Genomic DNA, 19,824 nt, shown 5'->3' with positions numbered 1-19,824 from the left:
GGCCTAGTACCACGCCATGCCGGAAGCCCCTGAACAGGACAAAGCCATCCTGATAAGGGAATATATAACTATGAAGGCACGCATTCTGGTGGTTGATGATGACGAAGCGCTGGCCGAGATGATTGGAATTGTCCTCCGCAACGACGGCTTTGAGCCGGTGTTCTGTGCGGACGGTGCAAAGGCGCTCGACGTCTTCAGGTCATCCAGGCCGGACCTTGTGCTGCTCGATCTCATGCTTCCCGGCATGGACGGCATCGAGGTCTGCCGGCAGGTCCGGGCCGAGTCGGACGTCCCCATCGTCATGCTGACCGCCAAGTCCGACACCTCCGACGTCGTCCGGGGACTGGAATCGGGCGCGGACGACTACGTGCCCAAACCCTTCAAGCCTGCTGAATTGGTGGCACGTGTTCGGGCACGCCTCCGCCCGGGTGACCAGAAGGCACCGGAGACGCTCAAGATCGCGGACATCACCATCGACGTCGCGGGGCACACCGTCAGCCGGGGCAACGACCGGATCTCGCTGACACCGCTGGAATTCGACCTCCTCGTGGCACTTGCCCGCAAGCCCTGGCAGGTCTTCACCCGGGAGCTGTTGCTTGAGCAGGTGTGGGGCTACCGGCATGCTGCCGATACCCGGCTGGTCAACGTCCATGTGCAGCGTCTGCGCTCCAAAATCGAGCAGGACCCGGAAGTTCCGGAAGTCGTATTGACGGTGCGTGGTGTCGGCTACAAAGCAGGGGTCTGAGCCCGCCTCCCATGACGGGGGAGTGGCCCGTCCCGACCCCGCGGACGCACACCGGCCCGGTGGTGCTGCGGAGCCCGGTGCAGCCGATCCGAAGCCCGGGGACGGCGCCGAAAGGCAGGATGACGGCACGGCCGTGACGCCGGGCGTGCGCCGGGTGGCATTCCGTGCCCGCATCTGGCAGCGCAGGGCCCTGATCGTGTCGTTGCGGGTCGCCAGGCTGGTCCGGATGGGGGTGCGCCGGTTCCTCCCCGGCCTGAGGTACCTCGGACGTGCGCTCCAAAAGCGCTGGCGCCGCTCGCTGCAGTTCCGCACGGTCCTCACCACCCTGTTGCTCGCGGTGACGTCGTTTGCCGTGGTTGGCGCCTACCTGTCCAACCAGATTGCCAACAACCTGTTCCAGGAACGCCTCACGCAGGCAGAGTCCGAGACCCGCTACAACGTCAAACAGGTGCAGGAAACGTTCGACGGCGCCCAGGTCACCGACCAGTCCAGCGTCATCACCCTGGTGTATGACACGTTGAACGCGGTCGAGGGGCGGGGCTCGGTTATCCAGCGCCGCTACGTTTTCGAGGCGATGCCGGAGCAGACCAAGCCCCGGAACAGGTGGGTGGAGTCGCGCGCTTCCGACCAGTTGACTGTCAGTGTCATCCCCCCCGGAACTGCGCAAAGCCGTCCAGCAGTCCGGCAAGGACCAGTATTGGGCCTCCACCGTCATTCCCGTGGGTACCGAGGACCGTCCCGGCATCGCCGTGGGCAACAAGGTGACCTTCAATGGCACCGTCTACGAGCTCTACCTGATCTACGACCTCAACACGGCGCAGCAGACGCTCAACGAAATCCAAAGCGTGCTGTGGGCGGGCGGAGCGGTGCTCGTCCTGCTGATCGGAGCCGTCGCCTGGTACGTCACCCGCAACGTGGTCAGCCCTGTCAGCCACGCGGCCATGGTGTCGGAGAAACTCGCCGCCGGCCAACTGCAGGAACGCATGGTGGTCCGCGGCGAGGACGAGGTGGCACGCCTGGGCGCCTCCTTCAACCACATGGCCGCCAGCCTGCAGGAGCAGATCACCCAGCTGGCGACCCTCTCGCAGATGCAGCAGCGCTTCGTCTCCGACGTCTCCCACGAACTGCGGACCCCGCTGACCACCGTTCGGATGGCGGCAGAGGTGCTGTACGACGCCCGCGACGATTTCGATCCAATCAACAAACGCTCCGCCGAATTGCTCTACAACCAGGTTGAACGCTTCCAGTCACTGCTCTCAGACCTGCTGGAAATCAGCCGCTTCGACGCCGGCGTGGCCGTGCTCGACGCCGAGCCCGAGGACCTCGTCCAGGTCATCGCCCACGTCATCGAGGGCGCCGCACCGGTGGCGGCCGAGTATGGCTCCGACATCGTCCTCACTGCGCCCAACGAGGCCATCATCGTGGAAATGGATGCCCGCCGGATCGACCGGATCCTGCGGAACCTGATCCTTAACGCCGTCGAGCACGGTGAAGGAAAGCCGGTGAACGTCACCGTCGCGGCGAACCAGACTGCCGTGGGAGTGGCGGTCCGGGACCATGGCATCGGCATGGAACCGGCGGAGGCTGCACGGGTCTTTGACAGGTTCTGGCGTGCGGATCCCGCCCGGGCCCGCACCACGGGAGGAAGTGGGCTGGGGCTCTCGATCGCCATGGAGGACACCAAGCTGCACCACGGCTGGCTGCAGGCCTGGGGCAGGAAAGGCAACGGCGCGAACTTCCGCCTCACCCTTCCCCTGCGGCAGGAAGAGGAAGTCGCGGAGTCCCCCGTCCAGCTCGAACCCCGTGACGCCGTCATACCAGGGACGCCGGGCAATATCCCGGCCGAACAGGATTACAGCAACATGCTGGTGCTGGAGACCGGTGCCGCCCGGCCCGGCCCGGCGCCCGCCCCCGAGGAGACACCATGACCGGCCATCCGCCCCGGGCGAAGTCCACTGCCGCGCTGCTGGCGCTGGTGATGGTCCTCCTGGCAGGCTGTGCCCGGATCCCCACGTCCGGCCCGGTCGGCAAGAGCAGCGAAAGCAGTGCCGGCAACGTCAGCGCCCCCGTCTTCCTGCCGGCCGCGCCGCAGCCGGGTGCCTCGCCGGAAACCATCATCGACTACTTCTATCGAGCCGGCAGCGGCTACGAGGACGACTACGCCGTCGCGAGGCAATACCTGACCCAGGCGTCCGCCGTGTCCTGGAAACCGGACAAGCGGGCGCTGGTCTACCGGGAAGCAAGGGTGGTGCCGACCGACACGGAGAACGTTTACAACTACGAACTCGACGTCTCCTACACCGTGGACGCGGACGGCATCGCCACCCAGTCCCCGCCGGGCACCGTGGAACGGATCCCGGTGACGGTCAGCCAGGTGGACGGGGAATGGCGGATCTCGGCGATCCCGGACGGAACGGCCATCGCGGAGGAAACCTTCAAGGTCATCTACGGCGCCTACCCCATTTACTTCTACGACCCCACCTTCACCTACGCCATTCCCGATGTCCGCTGGTTCCTGAAGAACAAGACGGTCAAGGCCATGACCAGTGCCCTGCTCGCCGGCCCCGCCCCCTACCTGCGCGGTGCCGTGGCCAGCGCCTTCCCGTCGGGGATCAAGCTGGCGCGCGAATCCGTGCCCGTGGTCTCCGGCGCCGCCCAGGTGGACCTCACGGCCAAGGAACTGATGGAAACATCCGCCGAAGACCGGCTCCGGATGCAGATGCAGCTGACCCTGACTTTCCGCAGCCAGCCCGACGTCGTCAACGTCGAGCTCCGCGCCAACCAGGACCTGGTGCGGGTCGAGGACAACGGGGCTGTGCTTCCTCCGGTGCTGGACAAGACCGTGCCGTCCCGCCAGATCGCCATCAGCGGCAATGAGCTGGTGCGCTACGAAAACAACCGTGTCTCCCCGCTGCCCGACATGCAGCCGGTTTCCGCCCTCAGCCCGCGGTACCCGGCCGAATCCCCGGTATCCCAGACCGCGGCGTTCCTCAACGACAGCAGGACCACCCTTTACAGCATCAGCCCCGGCCAGCCCGCGCGTGCCCTGACCACCAGGAGCATACTCAGCAGGCCCTCGTTCAGCGTCAACGACTGGGTGTGGACTGCCGGTCCCGGGGCAACGGGGGCTACCGAGGTCGTGGCCTTCCACCCTTCAGGGGTGGCTGAAGGCGCGGCGGTTCCGTCCGTTACGCTGGCCCCGTCCTGGCTGGCCGGCCGGACGGTCAAGGAGTTCAGGGTGTCCCGTGACGGCGTCCGTGCGCTGGTCATCTCGGAACAGAACGGCAAATCCCGCGTCCAGGTGGCCGGCATCATCAGGGCCGGCGACGGTACGCCGCGGGAACTGACCACCCCCGTTTCGCTCGTCTCCTCAACGGACCCGGACCAGGGTGTGTGGGTCAGCAGCACCACAGTCGCCGTGATGAAGGGATCCGCCGGCTCCAACGTGACGCCCGAGCTGCTGTCGCTGGCCTCGGGACAGCCGCAGCAGCTTGCGGCGTGGCCCGGGCTCGTTGCCATCAGTGCCGGCAACGGGGCCGATGACATCTACGCACAGTCCGCGGAAGGCATCTTCCAGCGCCTGGGCAACGGCTGGTCCCCGCAAATCAAGGGCCCAATCGATCCGGCTTTCCCCGGCTGAGACCTGTTGCCCACATAGCGCCACCTGGGGCTTTCCCGTGAGGAGACAAAGCCCCAGGGTACAAGGGTGATCATCGTCCCCAGGAGCAATGCCGGCGCCGGGCAGGGAAGGCCGCCGAAGCCCGACCCCGACCTGCACCCGCCGCCCGCCTCTCCGGCCAAACACCGGCAGGATCACCAGGCCGTCGTGCTGCGGCTCCTTGACTGGGTTGCCGGGGCCGTTGATGAGTTCCTCGCCCTCGCGGCCCCCGTGGACTGCGTGTGCTGCGGAGCGGAGGACCGTGCACTGTGCGCAGCATGCGCCCGGCGCATCCGGCAGCTCACCAGGCACCCGTTCCGGGCCGAGAGCGCGGCTCCGTCGCTGATGGACGTCGGCGGGAACGTCCTGCTGCCGGTGGTGGCGGCCGGGGTCTACCGCGACGAGCTGGCCCAGGGGCTGCTGTCATTCAAGCGGCACGGCCAGCGCCAGCTGGGATCCAGCCTTGGGCGTGCCCTGGCGGGAGCAGTGGGGGCTGCGGCCGGGGGCGGCGGTGGGCTCCTGCTGGTCCCCGTGCCCACCAGCACCGAGGCCTACCTCCGCCGCGGGTTCAGCCCCGTCCACCTGCTCCTCAAGGAGACCGCGCGGCGGCTCCCCGGGCTTCCCGTCTCGGATTGCCTGCGCAAGGCGGGCCGGCCGGACCTGCAGCTGCCGGGAGGGCAGAAGGGCCTGGGCCGCGGTGCCCGCTCGCAGCGGGTCCGGGGCTCCATGAGGGTCCGTCCGCGGGCACGCCCGGGGGTAGCTGGCCGTGGTTGCATCATCGTCGACGACGTCCTGACCACCGGAGCCACGCTCGGCGAAGCAGCCCGCGCCCTCCATCTGGCAGGGGCGGTGGTGAGGGGCGCCGTCGTGCTGGCTGCGACGCGGCCACCCGGTGCGGACGTGCCCGCCGGGGCAGCATACCCGCCTGCAGCGGCCACCCATGACTTAGAAAAAAATAAACCGGGAAAGGATGAATAACGGGTGTCTATGAACTAACGTCGGTGGTGGGTACCAAGACAGAATGTACCTTTCGATGGCGGCTCGGAAAGGGGCTCGACTGTCAAACAGCCCGGCCCATGGAAGTGCCGCCGTCGTGTCACCGAAGTCATTTGGAGGGCACCATGGAGTTTATGATCAGCGGACGAAATCTGACAGTTTCAGACCGGTTCCGCGAATATGCCGGGGAAAAGATCGCAAAGATCGAATCGCTGGGCGACAAAGTCCAGCGGGTAGACGCGAAGGTCTCCAAGGAGACGAACGCCCGGCAAACCGGCGACCAGCTCACCGTTGAGGTGACGGTCCTGGGCCGTGGGCCTGTAATCCGTGCCGAAGCGAGCGCTGCAGACAAATTCGCCGCCTTTGACCTCGCGTACAACAAACTGCTTGAACGGCTCCGCCGGGCCAAGGACCGGAAGAAGGTCCACCACGGGCGCCACACGCCCAAGGCCGTCCGCGAGGCAACCGCCTCCCTTGAGCCGGCCAGTGCCCATGAGCCGCTCTACCTCGAGGCCAACCACCGCAGTGAAGCCGCAGCGCCGACGGACGAAAAGACCCCCTACGACATCGAGAACGATATTCCGGCCGGCAAGTCGCCGGTCCTGATCCGGCGCAAGGTCTTTCCCGCAGCGTCGATGACCCTTGACGACGCCGTGGACAACATGGAGCTCGTAGGCCACGACTTCTACCTCTTCGTGGACAAGGAAACCAACACGCCCTCTGTCGTATACCGCCGCCGCGGCTGGACCTACGGGGTGATCACGCTGGACCATGAATGCGAGCCCGGGGACACTGTCGTGGAGGAAAAGGTCCTTGCATACCGCTCCGACGACGCGCCCGCGAAGGTTTAGGGTGGTGTGATCCACCAACAGAGAGGACTGAAGTGCCGGCATCGCTGAGCCTGGACCAGGCACGGCGGATCGCACTGGCAGCGCAGGGACTCCACAAAGGACGGCCCACCGGCCCCGTGTCAGCACGGACGGTGGGCCGTACTTTTGCGCGGCTCCAGCTGGTCCAGATCGACTCCGTCAACGTCCTTATCCGAAGCCACTTCCTGCCTTTCTTCTCCCGGCTTGGCGACTACGACCGCTCGATCCTGCAGCGAATGTCCGGCAGCCATCCCCGCAGGATGCTGGAGTACTGGGCCCACGAAGCGAGCTACATCCGGCCTGAGCACTACCAGGATCTGCTCCTGTGGCAGAAGCGGGCCTGGGTCGGGGCTTCGCGCCTGGATCCTGAGGTCCGCAGTTCGGTATCGGAGAAAATCCTCGCGGTGCTTGCCCGGTCCCGGCCGCTGACGGCTGCCGAACTGACGGCGCGGATTGGCCACGTCGAGGAGAAACAGAACGACAACTGGGGTTGGAACTGGAACGCGGTGAAGCGGGTCCTGGAGCACCTCTTCGAAGAAGGGGTGGTATCGGCGGCCTCCCGGACCGGACAATTCGAGCGCCGCTACACACTGACCGCGAAGGTCCTCCCACAATTGCCTGCGGGCGGCGAAGCGGATCCTGCGGCCGCGCTGGACCGGCTGACCGAGGCGGCCGCCAGCGCGCACGGCATCGGAAGCATCAAGTGCTTCGCCGACTACTTCCGTACCCCCGTCAAGGCGACGGCACTTTCCGTCGGGCGTCTGGTGGAGCAAGGCCGGCTCGAGCGGGTACCGGTTGCCGGCTGGGGCCGGGAGGTCTTCCGGCACGTGGAGGCGGCCATGCCACGGCGCGCTGTCGGACGGGCGCTGCTGAGCCCGTTCGACTCCCTTGTTTTCGAACGCAGGAGGCTGTGGGAACTCTTCGGATTCCACTACAGAATCGAGATCTACACCCCGGAGCACAAACGGCGCTATGGCTACTACGTGCTGCCTTTCCTGCTCCGGGACAGACTGGTGGCCCGCGTCGACCTGAAAGCTGACCGCTCCACCGGTCGGCTCCTGGTGAAGTCCGCCTACGCCGAGCCGGATGCCCCGCCCGACACCGCCGTCGAACTTGCCGCCGAGCTGACGCTGATGGCCGGCTGGCTCGGCCTGCCCGGGGTCGAAGTGGGGCAGGCCGGGGACCTTGCCGCCGGGCTGGCGCACGACCTCCGGCGTCTCTGAGGCGTATCGCTCTCAGGGAAAACGGGCACCGCCAGGGTGTCTCTCCCGTAGACTGAACACGCCAGAATTCGGCGGCATCAGACTGGGAGCAACTTCACGTGGCATCACTTATCGAAAAAATCCTCCGTACGGGTGACAAGAAAACACTCCGGCAGCTGCGGAACTATGCCGATTCCATCAATGCCCTCGAAGACTCGTTCAAGACCTTTACCGACGCCGAGCTTCGGGAAGAAACCGACCGCCTCCGCGAACGCCACCGCGACGGTGAAAAGCTCGACGACCTGCTCCCCGAAGCCTTCGCCGCGGTGCGGGAAGCCTCGTCACGGACCCTGGGCATGCGCCACTTCGACGTCCAGCTGATGGGTGGTGCAGCCCTGCACCTGGGCAACATCGCTGAAATGAAGACCGGTGAAGGCAAGACCCTGGTGGCGACCGCTCCCGCCTACCTGAACGCCCTCGCCGGCAACGGCGTCCACGTGGTCACCGTGAACGACTACCTCGCCGAATACCAGTCCGAACTCATGGGCCGCGTGTACCGCTTCCTTGGCCTGACCAGCGGGGTCATTTTGGCCAACCAGGACCCAGCCGTCCGCCGCCAGCAGTACGCCGCCGACATCACCTACGGGACCAACAACGAGTTTGGCTTCGACTACCTTCGCGACAACATGGCCTGGGACCGCAATGAGCTGGTCCAGCGCGGCCACCACTTCGCCATTGTTGACGAAGTGGACTCCATCCTGATCGACGAGGCCCGTACACCGCTGATCATCTCCGGTCCGGCGCAGGGGGATACCAACCGCTGGTACAGCGAGTTCGCCAAGGTGGTGCTGCGGCTGCAGCCGGAGAAGGATTACGAGGTCGACGAAAAGAAGCGCACCGTCGGTGTGCTCGAGACCGGCATCGAGAAGGTCGAGGACTACCTTGGCATCTCGAACCTCTACGAGTCTGCCAACACCCCGCTGATCGGCTTCCTTAACAACGCCATCAAGGCAAAGGAACTGTTCAAGCGTGACAAGGACTACGTCATCCTCGACGGCGAAGTCCTGATTGTCGACGAGCACACCGGGCGCATCCTGGCCGGGCGGCGGTACAACGAGGGGATGCACCAGGCCATCGAGGCCAAGGAAGGCGTCGAGATCAAGGCCGAAAACCAGACGCTTGCCACCGTGACCCTGCAGAACTACTTCCGCATGTACACGAAGCTTTCCGGCATGACCGGTACCGCCGAAACCGAAGCCGCCGAATTCATGAGCACCTACAAGCTGGGCGTGGTGGCCATCCCCACCAACCGGGACATGCAGCGTGTCGACCAGCCGGACCTGGTGTTCAAGAACGAAGTGGTCAAGTTTGATGCCGTGGTCCGCGATATCGCCGAGCGGCACGAGAAGGGCCAGCCGGTCCTCGTGGGCACCACCAGCGTGGAAAAGAGCGAGTATCTTTCCAAGCTCCTCGCCAAGGAGGGCATCCGGCACGAGGTGCTGAACGCCAAGAACCACGCCCGTGAAGCGGCGATCGTCGCGCAGGCCGGCCGGAAGGGTGCCGTCACGGTGGCCACGAACATGGCCGGCCGCGGTACCGACATCATGCTGGGTGGCAACGCGGAGTTCACCGCTGTCGCCGAGCTTGCCAAGCGGGGCCTGGATCCCGAGGAAAACTCCGAAGAGTACGAAGCAGCGTGGCCTGCGGCCCTCGAGGCGGCCAAGCAGGCGGTCAAGGATGAGCACGAGGAAGTCCTGGACCTCGGCGGACTGTATGTTCTGGGAACCGAACGCCACGAGTCGCGCCGCATCGACAACCAGCTCCGCGGCCGGTCCGGACGCCAGGGTGACCCCGGGGAATCCCGCTTCTACCTTTCCCTGCGCGATGACCTTATGCGGCTGTTCAACTCGGGGGCGGCAGAGCGCCTCATGAACAGCTCCATTCCGGACGACGTTCCGCTGGAATCCAAGCTTGTTTCCCGGGCGATCGCCTCGGCTCAGGGCCAGGTGGAGGGCCGGAACGCCGAGCAGCGCAAGAACGTGCTGAAATACGACGACGTCCTGAACCGCCAGCGCGAGGCCATCTACAGCGACCGCCGGCGCATCCTGGAAGGCGATGACCTGCACGAGAAGGTGCAGTTCTTCGTGGAGGACACCATCACCGCGCTGATCGATGCCGCCACCGCCGAGGGCAACGGGGACGACTGGGACTTCCACCAGTTGTGGACCAACCTGAAGACCCTCTACCCGGTCAGCGTCACCGCCGAAGACATTATCGACGAAGCCGGCGGCAAGTCCCGGGTGACGGTCGAACTGCTCAAGGAAGAACTGCTCTCCGACGCCCGCCTGGTCTACCAGGCCCGCGAGGAGGCCATCGGTTCGGACAGCATGCGGGAACTTGAACGCCGGGTGGTCCTTTCCGTCATTGGCCGGAAATGGCAGGAGCACCTCTACGAGATGGATTACCTCAAGGAGGGAATCGGCCTGCGTGCCATGGCCCAGCGTGATCCGCTGGTCGAGTACCAGCGTGAGGGCTTCGCCATGTTCCAGAGCATGATGGAAGCCATCCGCGAGGAGAGCGTCGGGTTCCTCTTCAACCTTGAGGTGGAAGTCACCCCGGCCCAGGATGTTGTAGTCCAGGACGCCGCCGGCGGCCACACCGAGCATGTGGAGCCGCAGGTTCACGCCGCTGGCCTGGAAGCTCCGGACAAGCCTGCCCAACTGCAGTACACCGCCCCCGGTGAAAGCGGTGAAACCGAGACCCGCGTGGAGACCCGTTCCGGCGGACGGTCGGGGAACCCGGCCAAGGCAGCGGCGCAGGATGCTGCCAGGCGCCCAGCGAAGAAGAGGAAGCGCTAGCTGCCGGTTGGAGCCAACCATTCAGTACGGGGCAGGGACGCAGCATTCCTGCCCCGTTTGCGTTCCCGTCACGGCTATCCAATGACAAGTTCAACCACCCGCCAAATGTGCTTGCTCCGCTCAAGCCGGACGGCAACTGCGCGGGCACGGACATCATCCACCACAACAGCACTGGCTTCGTAGATCCCGTCAGCCACCTCACACACCCTGACGGACCTGACAATGGAGTTGCGGTGGAGTCGGGCCAGGGCAGGGTTTCCTGTCCGGGTCATTTCGCGACGGATGAGCGCCGCACGGTGCTGCAGCGCTGCCAGGCAGCGTGGGTCGAGGCGCCGTGCGAGCTGATGGACTGGACGGATCCCGGCCAGGACCTCCATGGCCGCCTGCACCGTGCCACGGGTGATAGCAAGTACTTCCGCGCTCTCACTGGCAGTCCGCAGGGAGGCAGGCCTTAACGGGTGGCTGGTGCGGGGGAAAGCCCCGCCCGGGCGTGGTTCACCGGACGTGCCGGGTGGCTTGCCGGCTTCCCCCGCCTCGGCGGTCTGCATGTGGACGGCGCGGATAGGCGTTGCTGCACTCATGTTGTTTCCCCTTTGTTTGATTGGCCGGACCAGGTGGCACGGCTGTGTTTTACGCCGGCGCCGGCGCCAGAAGAATTTGGCCGGGAAGCAACACATCCGGGCTCGGGCCAATCAGCGCCCGGTTGGCCGCATACCAGCGCGGCCACTCGAGGGCTATCTGTACGTCGGAGGCGCCCGGCCCCAGGTGGGCTGCGACGATGTCCCACAGGGTGTCACCCGCCAGCACCGTCACCGCGTCCTTCCCGCCGCCCGCACCAACTTCCGAGGCTGGCCGGGTCTGTGCTCCTGCCAGCGGGCCCGGTTCGACCGGAAGAGCAACCGGCTGCCACCTGAGGTCCAGCGTGGCCCCGGGCAATGCCGCGCCGGCATCCACTGCGCTTTCCACGGAAGCCGCCCCGCTGACAGGATCCGGCCCAGCGACAGAAAGGGTTTCCTCCCAGCTCTCGTCCTGCGTGTGCGGCAGCGCGGGAGCCCCCGCCGGGTCCGAAGGGGCAGCCGAGGACTGCGCCGCCGTCGGAGCCCACTGTGGCCTTGGCGCGCTGACGGCGGCTTGTGCCGCTGCTCCTGAGGCGAGCTGGAGCGAAAGAGCTGCTATGGCCAGGCGCTGCATGAAGACTGGGGAGAACCGGCGGGCCGCTGCCGCGGCCCTGCGCTGCCCGCCGCGCTCCAGGAGGACGCCAGCCGCAGCCGATATCAGTGAGGTGATCCACCAAAGCAGCAGGGCCGTACCCGCCGCTGCAGCCGCGAGCCCAAGAAGGCTGTCCAGGGACGGCTCCTGCTGAAGGCCGGCGGACGCCTCCCACTGCCCAAGCAGGCCCCGCCCAAGAAGGCAGAGCACGACTCCAAGGGTTAGTAGGGCGAGCGCGGTCCCGATGTCTCCCCGGTTTGGCTTGTGGGTCTCCATGATGCCTCCGGATCTTTTGGTGCAGTTTGATGCAGTTTAATGTCGTTTGCATCAGTGTGAACCGTTACGACTCTATTTGTCCATACGCTGGAGGGAACTTCGCGGAGTGTTGACCGTGTCCCGGCAGGGCTCTACGCTGGCCGGATGCGCTGGGATGCCCTCTTCAACGACGTCGAAAGCCAGTTTGCGGAGGCGGACAGGCTGGCTTTGGATGCCGAAATCAACGATCGGACGCGCGCCGAACTGGTTAACTTCCCGCTGGAAGACCGGCTGCGCGCGGCTTTGGGCTACAGGATCGGCGTATACCTGGGTTGTGGCGAATCCGTGCAGGGCGAAGTGGCGCACGTCGGAGCGGATGCGTTGTTGCTCAATGATGAGCACCACCAACAAGTGCTCGTCCCTTTTGCGTCAGCATCCCGGTACGTGGGTCTGGGCAGGCATGTCCGTGCGGAAGCATCGACCGTCCGCCGGGCGATAGGACTGGCCCATTCGCTGCGCTGCCTGGCCCGTGACCGCGCAGACGTATCCGTGATGCTGGGCGGTGGAGCCGGAGAGCGGCTTTCCGGGGTGATCGACCGCGTGGGCAAGGACTACCTCGACCTCGCGACAGTCAGTCCGGGGGAAGCCCGCCGCGGCCGGAACGTTGGCCAGGTCTCGACCATACCCTTCACGTCACTGGCCATGGTCCGCTCGCAAAGGCAGGGTGAGCTTTAGCGCCGCACCCATTGCCGGGCCATCCGGATGTTCCGCAGCATTCCTGCGGCCATCAGACTGACTTGGAGCGCGACTCCTGGATCATGCGCGAGGCCTCGGCGTAGCGTTCCTCGATGTACTGCTCCAGCATCTTTTCCTCAACGCGCCACTGCCCGCGGCCTCCGACCTGTATGGCCTTCAGCTCGCCGCTGCGGACCAATGCGTAGGCGGCAGGGGAGTTGATCTGGAGCTGCTCTGCGACGTCCGCGAGCGTGAGGAACCTGGGCATGGTTCCATTTTGCCACCACATGGTGCAGTTTGCCGGTGTTATCCACAGATTGACGGTATTTAGGCAAATGACTTTTGTTCCTGCGGCCTTGCCGTAACAATGAGGTGTCCGGTCCAGGCTGCAGGCCGGGATACCTGGGGGGAGAAACGGTATGGTTCCTGAATCAACTGCCACTGCGGCACGCCTCAAACGGCCCTCGTGGAAGGACCCGCGGCTGATGGTGGGAATCTTGCTGGTCCTGGTCTCAGTGGCCGGCGTTGTTTTCCTGGTCGGCAGCGCAGACCGCACCACGGAGGTGTATGCGGCCCGGGACGGCATAGCGGTGGGGGAAAGCCTGACTCCGGAAAAAGTGGTCCGTGTCAGAGTGCGCCTGGGTGACTCCGAACAGCATTACATCACGGCCGCTGAGGGTCTTCCCGTCGGAACAGTGGCCGTGCAAAGGATTGCCAAGGACCAGTTGGTTCCACGGGCGAGCCTGGGCGACGTGGACCAGCTCAACCGAAAGCCGGTAGCCCTCACCGTCGAGCAGAGTTTGCCGTCCCAGGCCGTGCCGGGTGCTCGGGTGGATGTCTGGGTGGCGCAGCCTGACGCAAAGAACGGATTCAGTGAGCCAAAGCTTATCCTTCCCGGTGCGGAGATCGCCGAGGTGACCACGGGGTCGACCACACTTGGCTCGTCCCGGACCACGGTTCTGATGGTGCTCGTCGAAGACAGGCAGATGCCTGCATTGCTCGGCGCGCAGGCCAACGACGCGAAGATCTCCGTTGTGTGGAACCCCGGCGGGACCCGATGAGCATTCCTGTGGTCACCGTGGGCCAGAGCCGGGAAGACCTGGTCGGCGGGTTGGAGAGGCTGCATGGCCCGGTCACCGTGGTGCGCAGGTGCACTGAACTTCCCGAGCTGCTGGCCGCGTGCCAAAGCGGACTGGCGCGGGCCGCCGTGGTGGCAGAGGGGTCGGAGGGCCTCAGCGCCTCCCTTGTGGACAGGCTCGGGGCGGTCGGAGTCGCCATTATCGCCCTGACTGACAGCCCCGAGGAGGCCGCCAGGCTCCACCGGATCGGGGTGGCATCAGCGCTGACGGGCGTGGAATCGGCGGAACTGTCTGACCGGATTGCCGATGCCGTCGCACAGCTGACCGGTGCCGGGCGTCCCGTGGACCTCAGCGCGGCCGCCGACACTGGAAACGCGTTGGGCATGGAACCGGCGGAGCCGCGGGCGGAGCCGGAGGGGCCCGGGGCCGGGAAGGTTATCGCGGTCTGGGGCCCGGCCGGATCGCCGGGCCGGACCACGGTGGCGGCAAACATTGCCGGTGAGCTCGCCGCCGACGGGCAGGAAGTGCTGCTTGTCGACGCCGACACGTACGGTGCCAGTGTCGCAGCCGTCCTGGGGCTTCTGGATGAGTCAGCCGGACTTGCGCAGGCGTGCCGGCTCGCCGACCAGGGCCAGCTTGATCCGGACGCTCTTCGAAAGATCGCCAGTACGGTGGCAACCGCAGCCGGGACGTTCCGGGTGCTCACCGGGATCACCCGGGCTGACCGCTGGACGGAGTTGCGGGCCACGTCCCTGGCGTTGGTGCTTGAACGGGCCCGGTCGGTCGTCGACGTCGTCGTGGTGGACACCGGTTTTTGCCTGGAGGCTGACGAAGAGCTCAGCTTCGACACCATGGCACCCCGGCGGAACGCCGCTACGTTGCGCCCGCTGGAACTCGCCGACACGGTCTATGCAGTAGGGGCGGCCGACCCTGTGGGGGTGCCCCGGCTGGTCCGGGCGCTCGCCGAACTGGAGGCCGCGGTACCCCAGGCCGCACCCGTCGTCGTCATGAACAAGGTCCGCGCATCCGCGGTGGGCAGGGCGCCGGAACGCCAGCTGCGGGATGCCTGGGAACGTTTTGGGCCTGCCGCGCAGCTCACGGCGTTCCTCCCGTATGAACCCGCCGCTGCGGACGCCGCGCTCCTGGGCGGATCCCTGCTGCTGGAGGTCGCGCCGGAGTCGCCCCTCCGCCACTCCATCCGTGAACTTGTTTGTGCACCCGTCCAGCAGAATCAGAAATCCTCTGTATTTTCTTCCACTCCGCGGCGAAGGGCAAAGGACTAGGCTCGCCATAAGAGCTGCAAAGGTGCGGCGAAAATCTTGTGATGGAGGCGTTGTCGATGTCGTCTGGATCCAGTGTGGAGGATCAGCCCCTCTCCATTGAAGGCCTTGAAGGTTTCATGGGGGACTACTACCAGCACCTAGCCGAGGAGGATGCCCGGAGCTACCCCCGGGACGTGCTGGTGGCCCGCGCGGAAGAGCACCGGAAGACGGCGTCCGTGCGCCAGCGCGGCCAGGCGAAAGTGTCCATCGTTGACGAAGAGGACAGCAGCGTCGTGTTCGTCGTCACCGATGACATGCCGTTCCTCGTCGATTCGGTCAATGCTGAGCTGGTCCGGCAGCATGCCGCCATCAAGCTGGTGGTCCACCCCCTTTTCGTTGCCACCAGGAACCGGGAAACCGGGGAACTGGTCAAGGTCAACAAGGTTCCGGCGCACCTGGGCATCTCCAGTGGCGACACCGCCGCCATGCCCAACCTCTCGCACCTCATCGCCGAGGGCGAAAACGCCTCCCACATGGAGTCGTGGATCGCGGTCGAGATCCAGCGTGTCCCGGACGAGGCGAAGGCGTCGCTGCAGGCCGGGCTGGCCCGTGTCCTGAACGACGTAAGGGCCGCCGTTGAAGACTGGCCCAAGATGCGCCAGAAGGCCCTGCAGATCGCCGAAAGCCTCGACCAGGTGGCCCACCCCGGCCAGATCGCGGAACTGCGGCAGGCCAAGGACCTGCTCCGGTGGCTCGATGACGGAAACTTCACCTTCCTGGGCTACCGCGAGTACGACCTCGTCAACGTGGACGGGGAGGACGTCCTTGAGTTGCGCGAAGACAGCGGCCTGGGCCTGCTGCGGGCCGCCGCCGACTCGCCGCACATCCAGCACCTCACCGATACCGGCCGTAAGAAGGCCCGGGAGAAGCGGGCGCTCGTCATTACGAAGGCGAACTCGCGCTCCACGGTCCACCGTTCGGCCTACCTGGACTACATCGGCGTCAAGAGCTTCGACGCGGCAGGCAACGTCAATGGCGAACGCCGTTTCATCGGGCTCTTCGCCACCAGCGCCTACGCTGGATCCGTCCGGGACATTCCGATCGTGCGGGAGAAAGTTGACGCGGTCCTGCAGAACGCGGGCTTCCCGCCGGACTCGCACTCCGGAAAGGACCTCCTGGGGATCCTGGAAACGTACCCCCGCGACGAGCTTTTCCAGATCGAGATCCCCGATCTCGCCGCAACCGCACTGGGAATCCAGAAGCTCCAGGAGCGGCGGCGCACCCGGCTGTTCCTGCGGCCGGACATCTACGGCCGTTTCATGTCTGCGGTCGTCTACCTGCCCCGCGACCGTTACACCACCAACGTCAGGCTCCGCATCGAACAGGAGCTGCGGGAAACCTTCCAAGCCGTGTCCATCGACTACGAAGCCCGGATGACCGAGTCGGCGCTCGCACGGCTGTTCTTCCGCATCCGGCTGCCCAAGGACGCGGACGTCAGCCACGTCAACAGCGAGGAACTGGAGAAGAGGCTGGTTCGGGCGGCCCGTTCCTGGAGCGAGGGCATCGCCGAAGTCCTGCGCGAGGGACGCGATCCCGCCGAGGCCAAGGAACTGGCAGCCATCTGGGCCGAGGCGTTCCCCGCCAGCTACCGGGTGGACTACGAAGTCGAGGACGCGCTTGAGGATATTGCACGCTTCGAAAAGTACGGCGCAGCCGCCGAGCGTACGGAGGGTGTCCCGCAGGACCGGCCGGGCGTCCACGTGTACCTTCCCGAAGGAGCCGGAGCCACGCTGGAGGAGGACGCGCGGGTCAAGCTCTACATGCTGGAGCCGAAGAGCCTGAGCCAGATCCTGCCGTACTTCCACAACCTTGGCCTCGAGGTCCTGGACGAACGCCCGTTCGAAATCGAGACGGCGGACCGCCGTGATTTCTTCCTCTACGACCTGGGACTGAAGTACCCGGCCCGGGTGGATCCGGTATCCACGGGCGCCCTGCTTGCCGACTCGTTCGGCGCGGCTGTCACCGGCGCGGCCGAGTCGGACAGTTTCGACCGGCTGGTGCTGCGGGAGGGGCTGCACTGGCGGCAGATCACCGTGCTCCGGGCCTACGCCCGCTACATGCGCCAGATGGGCAATTCCAGCTCCTTTGGCTTCATGGCGGACACCATGCTGGCGAATCCGGATGTCACGCGGGGGCTGATTGCACTCTTCGCAGCCCGGTTCGATCCTTCCCTGGGCGATGCCGAGCGTGCTGAAGCCCAGGCCGCCGCGCGCAGGGACCTGGCAGCATCCATCGAAAAAGTTGCCACGCTCGACGCCGACCGGGTGCTGCGGACCTTCGTCAACCTCATTGAGGCGACGCTGCGCACGAACTATTACCAGGACAAGCCGCACCTGAGCTTCAAACTGGATCCGGCCCACATTGAAGGCCTGCCGTTCCCGCGCCCGATGTTCGAGATCTGGGTCTACTCGCCCCGCGTGGAGGGCGTGCACCTGCGGTTCGGAAAGGTGGCCCGCGGCGGCCTTCGCTGGTCGGACCGGCGGGAGGACTTCAGGACCGAGATCCTGGGCCTGGTTAAGGCCCAGACGGTCAAGAACGCGGTCATCGTTCCCACCGGCGCCAAGGGCGGCTTCTTCGCAAAGCAGTTGCCGGACCCCAGCGCTGACCGCGCCGCCTGGATGGCGGAAGGCGTCGAGAGCTACAAGACCTTCATCAGGGGGCTCCTTGACCTCACGGACAACCTCCTAACGGAAGGCGACAGCGAGCGGCTCGTGCCGCCGTCGAACGTTGTCAGGCACGACGACGACGATTCCTACCTCGTCGTCGCCGCGGACAAGGGGACGGCTACTTTCTCCGACATCGCCAACGGACTGTCGGCGGAGTACGGGTTCTGGCTGGGGGACGCCTTCGCGTCCGGCGGATCCGTGGGCTACGACCACAAGGCCATGGGCATCACCGCCCGCGGCGCCTGGGAATCGGTCAAGCGCCACTTCAGCGAACTCGACCTGGACACCCAGACCGAGCCATTTACCGTGGTCGGCGTCGGGGACATGTCCGGCGACGTGTTCGGCAACGGGATGCTGCTCTCCCGGCATATCCGCCTGCTGGCAGCATTCGACCACCGGCACATCTTCCTCGACCCCAACCCCGACGAGGAAAGCTCATTCGTGGAGCGGCAGCGGCTCTTCGAACTGCCCCGTTCCTCCTGGGACGACTACGACAAATCGCTGATCAGCGAGGGCGGCGGGGTCTATCCCCGGCAGGCCAAGTCGATTCCGGTCTCCGCCCAGGTACGGGCCGCGCTGGGGCTGCCGGCAGAAACCACAGAACTCAGCCCGCCGGAACTGCTGCGCGCCATCCTGCTCGCCCCCGCGGACCTGCTCTACAACGGCGGAATCGGCACCTACGTCAAGGCCAGCTCGGAAACCAATGCCTCGGTGGGGGACAAGGCCAACGACGCCATCCGCGTGGACGGCCGGGACCTGCGCGTCAAAGTCGTCGGTGAGGGTGGAAACCTGGGCATGACCCAGCGCGGCCGGATCGAGGCGGCGCTGCAGGGTGTCATCCTGAACACCGACGCGATCGACAACTCCGCGGGCGTGGACTGCTCCGACCACGAGGTCAACATCAAGATCTTCGTGGACCGAATGGTCGCTGCCGGCAAGCTCCCGGCCGACGAACGCGCGGCGTTCCTTGCGGCCATGACCGATGAGGTGGGCCGGCTGGTCCTCGAGGACAACATCGACCAGAACATCCTGCTCCTGAATGACCGGACACGCGTGGCGGAGTGGAGCCCAAGCTACGAGCGGCTCATGGACTGGCTGGAGAAGTCCGCGGACCTGAAGCGCGATCTTGAGGCGCTGCCCAGCACGGAGACGCTGCGGGAACGGCTGCAGCAGGGGCAGGGCCTGACGTCGCCGGAGCTTTCGGTGCTGGCCGCCTACGCCAAGATCGAGCTGGCCTCGGCATTGCGGGACAGCGACCTTGCCGACGATCCGTGGTTCCGCAGCACGCTGCGGTCCTACTTCCCGCACCAGCTCCGCGAACGTTTCGACACCGAGCTGGACACCCACCCGCTGCGCCGCGAGATCATCGCCACGGTCGTGGCCAACGACATGATCAACCTCGGCGGCATCACGTTCGCCTTCCGGGTCATGGAGGAGACCTCGGCCAGTGAAGTGGCCGTGGCGAAGGCGTTCGTTGCGCTGCGCGAGGTGTACGAGCTGGACGCGATGGTGGATGAGCTGAACAGCCTTCCGGCCTCCTTCCCCACAGAGCACTGGAGCACGGTCCACCTGGACATCCGGCGGCTGCTGGACCGCGCGGTGCGCTGGCTGCTGGGCCAGGAGAGTGTTTCCCGGCCCATCGCCGACGTGGTGGCGGAATTCAAGCCGCTCATGGACCCGATGCGGGCGCGCCTGCTGGACTACCTGCGCGGCGATGACCGCGAGCGGGTGGCGGAGTGGCTCGAGAAGGGGCGCGAGTGGGAGCTTCCCGAGGTCCTTGCACTGCGCTGGGCGGAGCTGTTCGAAAGCTTCGTGCTGCTGGATGTCGCGAAGATCGCCCGGACGCGCAAGGACCCGGTGGAGGAGATCGCGGCGGTCTACTACACGGTGTTCAACCGGTTCCACGCGGACTCGCTGCTGGAGCGGATCAGCAGCCTGCCGCGGCAGGACCGTTGGCAGGCCCTCGCCAGGGCAGCCCTGCGCGATGACCTCTACTCAACGGTGTCGGATATGACGACGGCGGTGCTGGACGCAACGTCCGCGTCCGACTCGCCGGAGTCCCGGCTCAAGGACTGGGAGGCGCAGAACGCCGAGCAGTTGGGGCGGGCAAAGAGCATGTTCGATGAGGTGAACGCCCTCGAGGCCGACGACATGGCCTCACTGTCGGTAGCATTGAGGCTCTTGAGGTCAATCGTCCGGCGCTAGCAAGGCGGCGCCGTAACTGGAGGTG

13 protein-coding genes and 1 pseudogene are annotated in these 19,824 nt (G+C 66.0%); 11 read left to right on the top strand and 3 right to left on the bottom strand.

Going from position 1 to position 19,824, the window contains the following annotated elements; all coding sequences use genetic code 11:
* Nucleotides 1–70 precede the first annotated feature (70 nt).
* The 7 genes and pseudogenes from mtrA (at nt 71) to secA (ending at nt 10,328) form a co-directional block, all read left to right on the top strand.
* Nucleotides 71–745, top strand: a complete 675-nt coding sequence (gene mtrA, locus ACYSM9_RS07785) for an MtrAB system response regulator MtrA (protein ID WP_461856403.1) — start codon at nt 71–73, stop codon at nt 743–745.
* A 226-nt stretch (nt 746–971) separates the two neighbouring features.
* Nucleotides 972–2,673, top strand: a pseudogene (gene mtrB, locus ACYSM9_RS07780) (MtrAB system histidine kinase MtrB).
* The gene (locus ACYSM9_RS07775; RefSeq protein WP_461856402.1) at nt 2,670–4,385 is read left to right on the top strand and encodes an LpqB family beta-propeller domain-containing protein; all 1,716 of its coding nucleotides are present in this window, start codon (nt 2,670–2,672) and stop codon (nt 4,383–4,385) included. Before mtrB ends, ACYSM9_RS07775 begins: the two are co-directional and overlap by 4 nt.
* 66 nt (nt 4,386–4,451) lie before the next feature.
* Nucleotides 4,452–5,381 (top strand): ComF family protein, encoded by a 930-nt coding sequence (locus tag ACYSM9_RS07770; protein ID WP_461856401.1) that lies wholly within the window; start codon nt 4,452–4,454, stop codon nt 5,379–5,381.
* 143 nt (nt 5,382–5,524) lie between these two features.
* Nucleotides 5,525–6,250 (top strand): ribosome hibernation-promoting factor, HPF/YfiA family, encoded by a 726-nt coding sequence (gene hpf / locus ACYSM9_RS07765; protein WP_461856400.1) that lies wholly within the window; start codon nt 5,525–5,527, stop codon nt 6,248–6,250.
* Between the two features lie 32 nt (nt 6,251–6,282).
* Complete coding sequence (locus tag ACYSM9_RS07760) at nt 6,283–7,491, top strand: winged helix-turn-helix domain-containing protein (RefSeq protein WP_461856399.1); 1,209 nt, start codon at nt 6,283–6,285, stop codon at nt 7,489–7,491.
* Between the two features lie 98 nt (nt 7,492–7,589).
* Nucleotides 7,590–10,328, top strand: a complete 2,739-nt coding sequence (gene secA, locus ACYSM9_RS07755) for a preprotein translocase subunit SecA (RefSeq protein ID WP_461856398.1) — start codon at nt 7,590–7,592, stop codon at nt 10,326–10,328.
* A gap of 74 nt (nt 10,329–10,402) precedes the next feature.
* Here the strand turns inward: secA and ACYSM9_RS07750 are convergent, their stop codons facing one another.
* Nucleotides 10,403–10,909 (bottom strand): Rv3235 family protein, encoded by a 507-nt coding sequence (locus tag ACYSM9_RS07750; protein WP_461856397.1) that lies wholly within the window; start codon nt 10,907–10,909, stop codon nt 10,403–10,405.
* 49 nt (nt 10,910–10,958) lie between these two features.
* Nucleotides 10,959–11,813, bottom strand: coding sequence for a LysM peptidoglycan-binding domain-containing protein (locus ACYSM9_RS07745; protein WP_461856396.1), 855 nt, complete (start codon nt 11,811–11,813; stop codon nt 10,959–10,961).
* Between the two features lie 144 nt (nt 11,814–11,957).
* On the opposite strand from ACYSM9_RS07745, the gene ACYSM9_RS07740 reads away from it, so the two are divergent.
* The gene (locus ACYSM9_RS07740) at nt 11,958–12,527 is read left to right on the top strand and encodes a hypothetical protein (RefSeq protein ID WP_461856395.1); all 570 of its coding nucleotides are present in this window, start codon (nt 11,958–11,960) and stop codon (nt 12,525–12,527) included.
* A gap of 52 nt (nt 12,528–12,579) precedes the next feature.
* Here ACYSM9_RS07740 and ACYSM9_RS07735 read toward each other — a convergent pair whose 3' ends face one another.
* Nucleotides 12,580–12,795, bottom strand: a complete 216-nt coding sequence (locus tag ACYSM9_RS07735) for a helix-turn-helix domain-containing protein (protein ID WP_018768505.1) — start codon at nt 12,793–12,795, stop codon at nt 12,580–12,582.
* A 151-nt stretch (nt 12,796–12,946) separates the two neighbouring features.
* Between ACYSM9_RS07735 and ACYSM9_RS07730 the strand changes: the two genes are divergently transcribed.
* The 3 genes from ACYSM9_RS07730 to ACYSM9_RS07720 are packed head-to-tail and all read left to right on the top strand — an operon-like array spanning nt 12,947 to nt 19,799.
* Nucleotides 12,947–13,588 (top strand): hypothetical protein, encoded by a 642-nt coding sequence (locus tag ACYSM9_RS07730; RefSeq protein WP_461856394.1) that lies wholly within the window; start codon nt 12,947–12,949, stop codon nt 13,586–13,588.
* The gene (locus tag ACYSM9_RS07725) at nt 13,585–14,889 is read left to right on the top strand and encodes an AAA family ATPase (protein ID WP_461856393.1); all 1,305 of its coding nucleotides are present in this window, start codon (nt 13,585–13,587) and stop codon (nt 14,887–14,889) included. Before ACYSM9_RS07730 ends, ACYSM9_RS07725 begins: the two co-directional genes overlap by 4 nt.
* A 56-nt stretch (nt 14,890–14,945) precedes the next feature.
* Nucleotides 14,946–19,799: an NAD-glutamate dehydrogenase gene (locus ACYSM9_RS07720; protein WP_461856392.1), complete on the top strand. Its 4,854-nt coding sequence runs from the start codon at nt 14,946–14,948 to the stop codon at nt 19,797–19,799.
* Nucleotides 19,800–19,824: the final 25 nt, after the last annotated feature.

This window comes from Arthrobacter sp. C152 (genome assembly GCF_054890965.1).
Note: the sequence above shows the minus strand (reverse complement) of the source record. Positions and strands in the feature narration are given on the sequence as shown.

Coding starts and splice junctions, on each gene's coding strand:
- mtrA (WP_461856403.1), top strand. CDS start 71: ATGAAGGCACGCATTCTGGTGGTTGATGATGACGAAGCGCTGGCCGAG.
- ACYSM9_RS07775 (WP_461856402.1), top strand. CDS start 2,670: ATGACCGGCCATCCGCCCCGGGCGAAGTCCACTGCCGCGCTGCTGGCG.
- hpf (WP_461856400.1), top strand. CDS start 5,525: ATGGAGTTTATGATCAGCGGACGAAATCTGACAGTTTCAGACCGGTTC.
- ACYSM9_RS07750 (WP_461856397.1), bottom strand. CDS start 10,909: ATGAGTGCAGCAACGCCTATCCGCGCCGTCCACATGCAGACCGCCGAG.
- ACYSM9_RS07745 (WP_461856396.1), bottom strand. CDS start 11,813: ATGGAGACCCACAAGCCAAACCGGGGAGACATCGGGACCGCGCTCGCC.
- ACYSM9_RS07740 (WP_461856395.1), top strand. CDS start 11,958: ATGCGCTGGGATGCCCTCTTCAACGACGTCGAAAGCCAGTTTGCGGAG.
- ACYSM9_RS07735 (WP_018768505.1), bottom strand. CDS start 12,795: ATGCCCAGGTTCCTCACGCTCGCGGACGTCGCAGAGCAGCTCCAGATC.
- ACYSM9_RS07730 (WP_461856394.1), top strand. CDS start 12,947: ATGGTTCCTGAATCAACTGCCACTGCGGCACGCCTCAAACGGCCCTCG.
- ACYSM9_RS07725 (WP_461856393.1), top strand. CDS start 13,585: ATGAGCATTCCTGTGGTCACCGTGGGCCAGAGCCGGGAAGACCTGGTC.
- ACYSM9_RS07720 (WP_461856392.1), top strand. CDS start 14,946: ATGTCGTCTGGATCCAGTGTGGAGGATCAGCCCCTCTCCATTGAAGGC.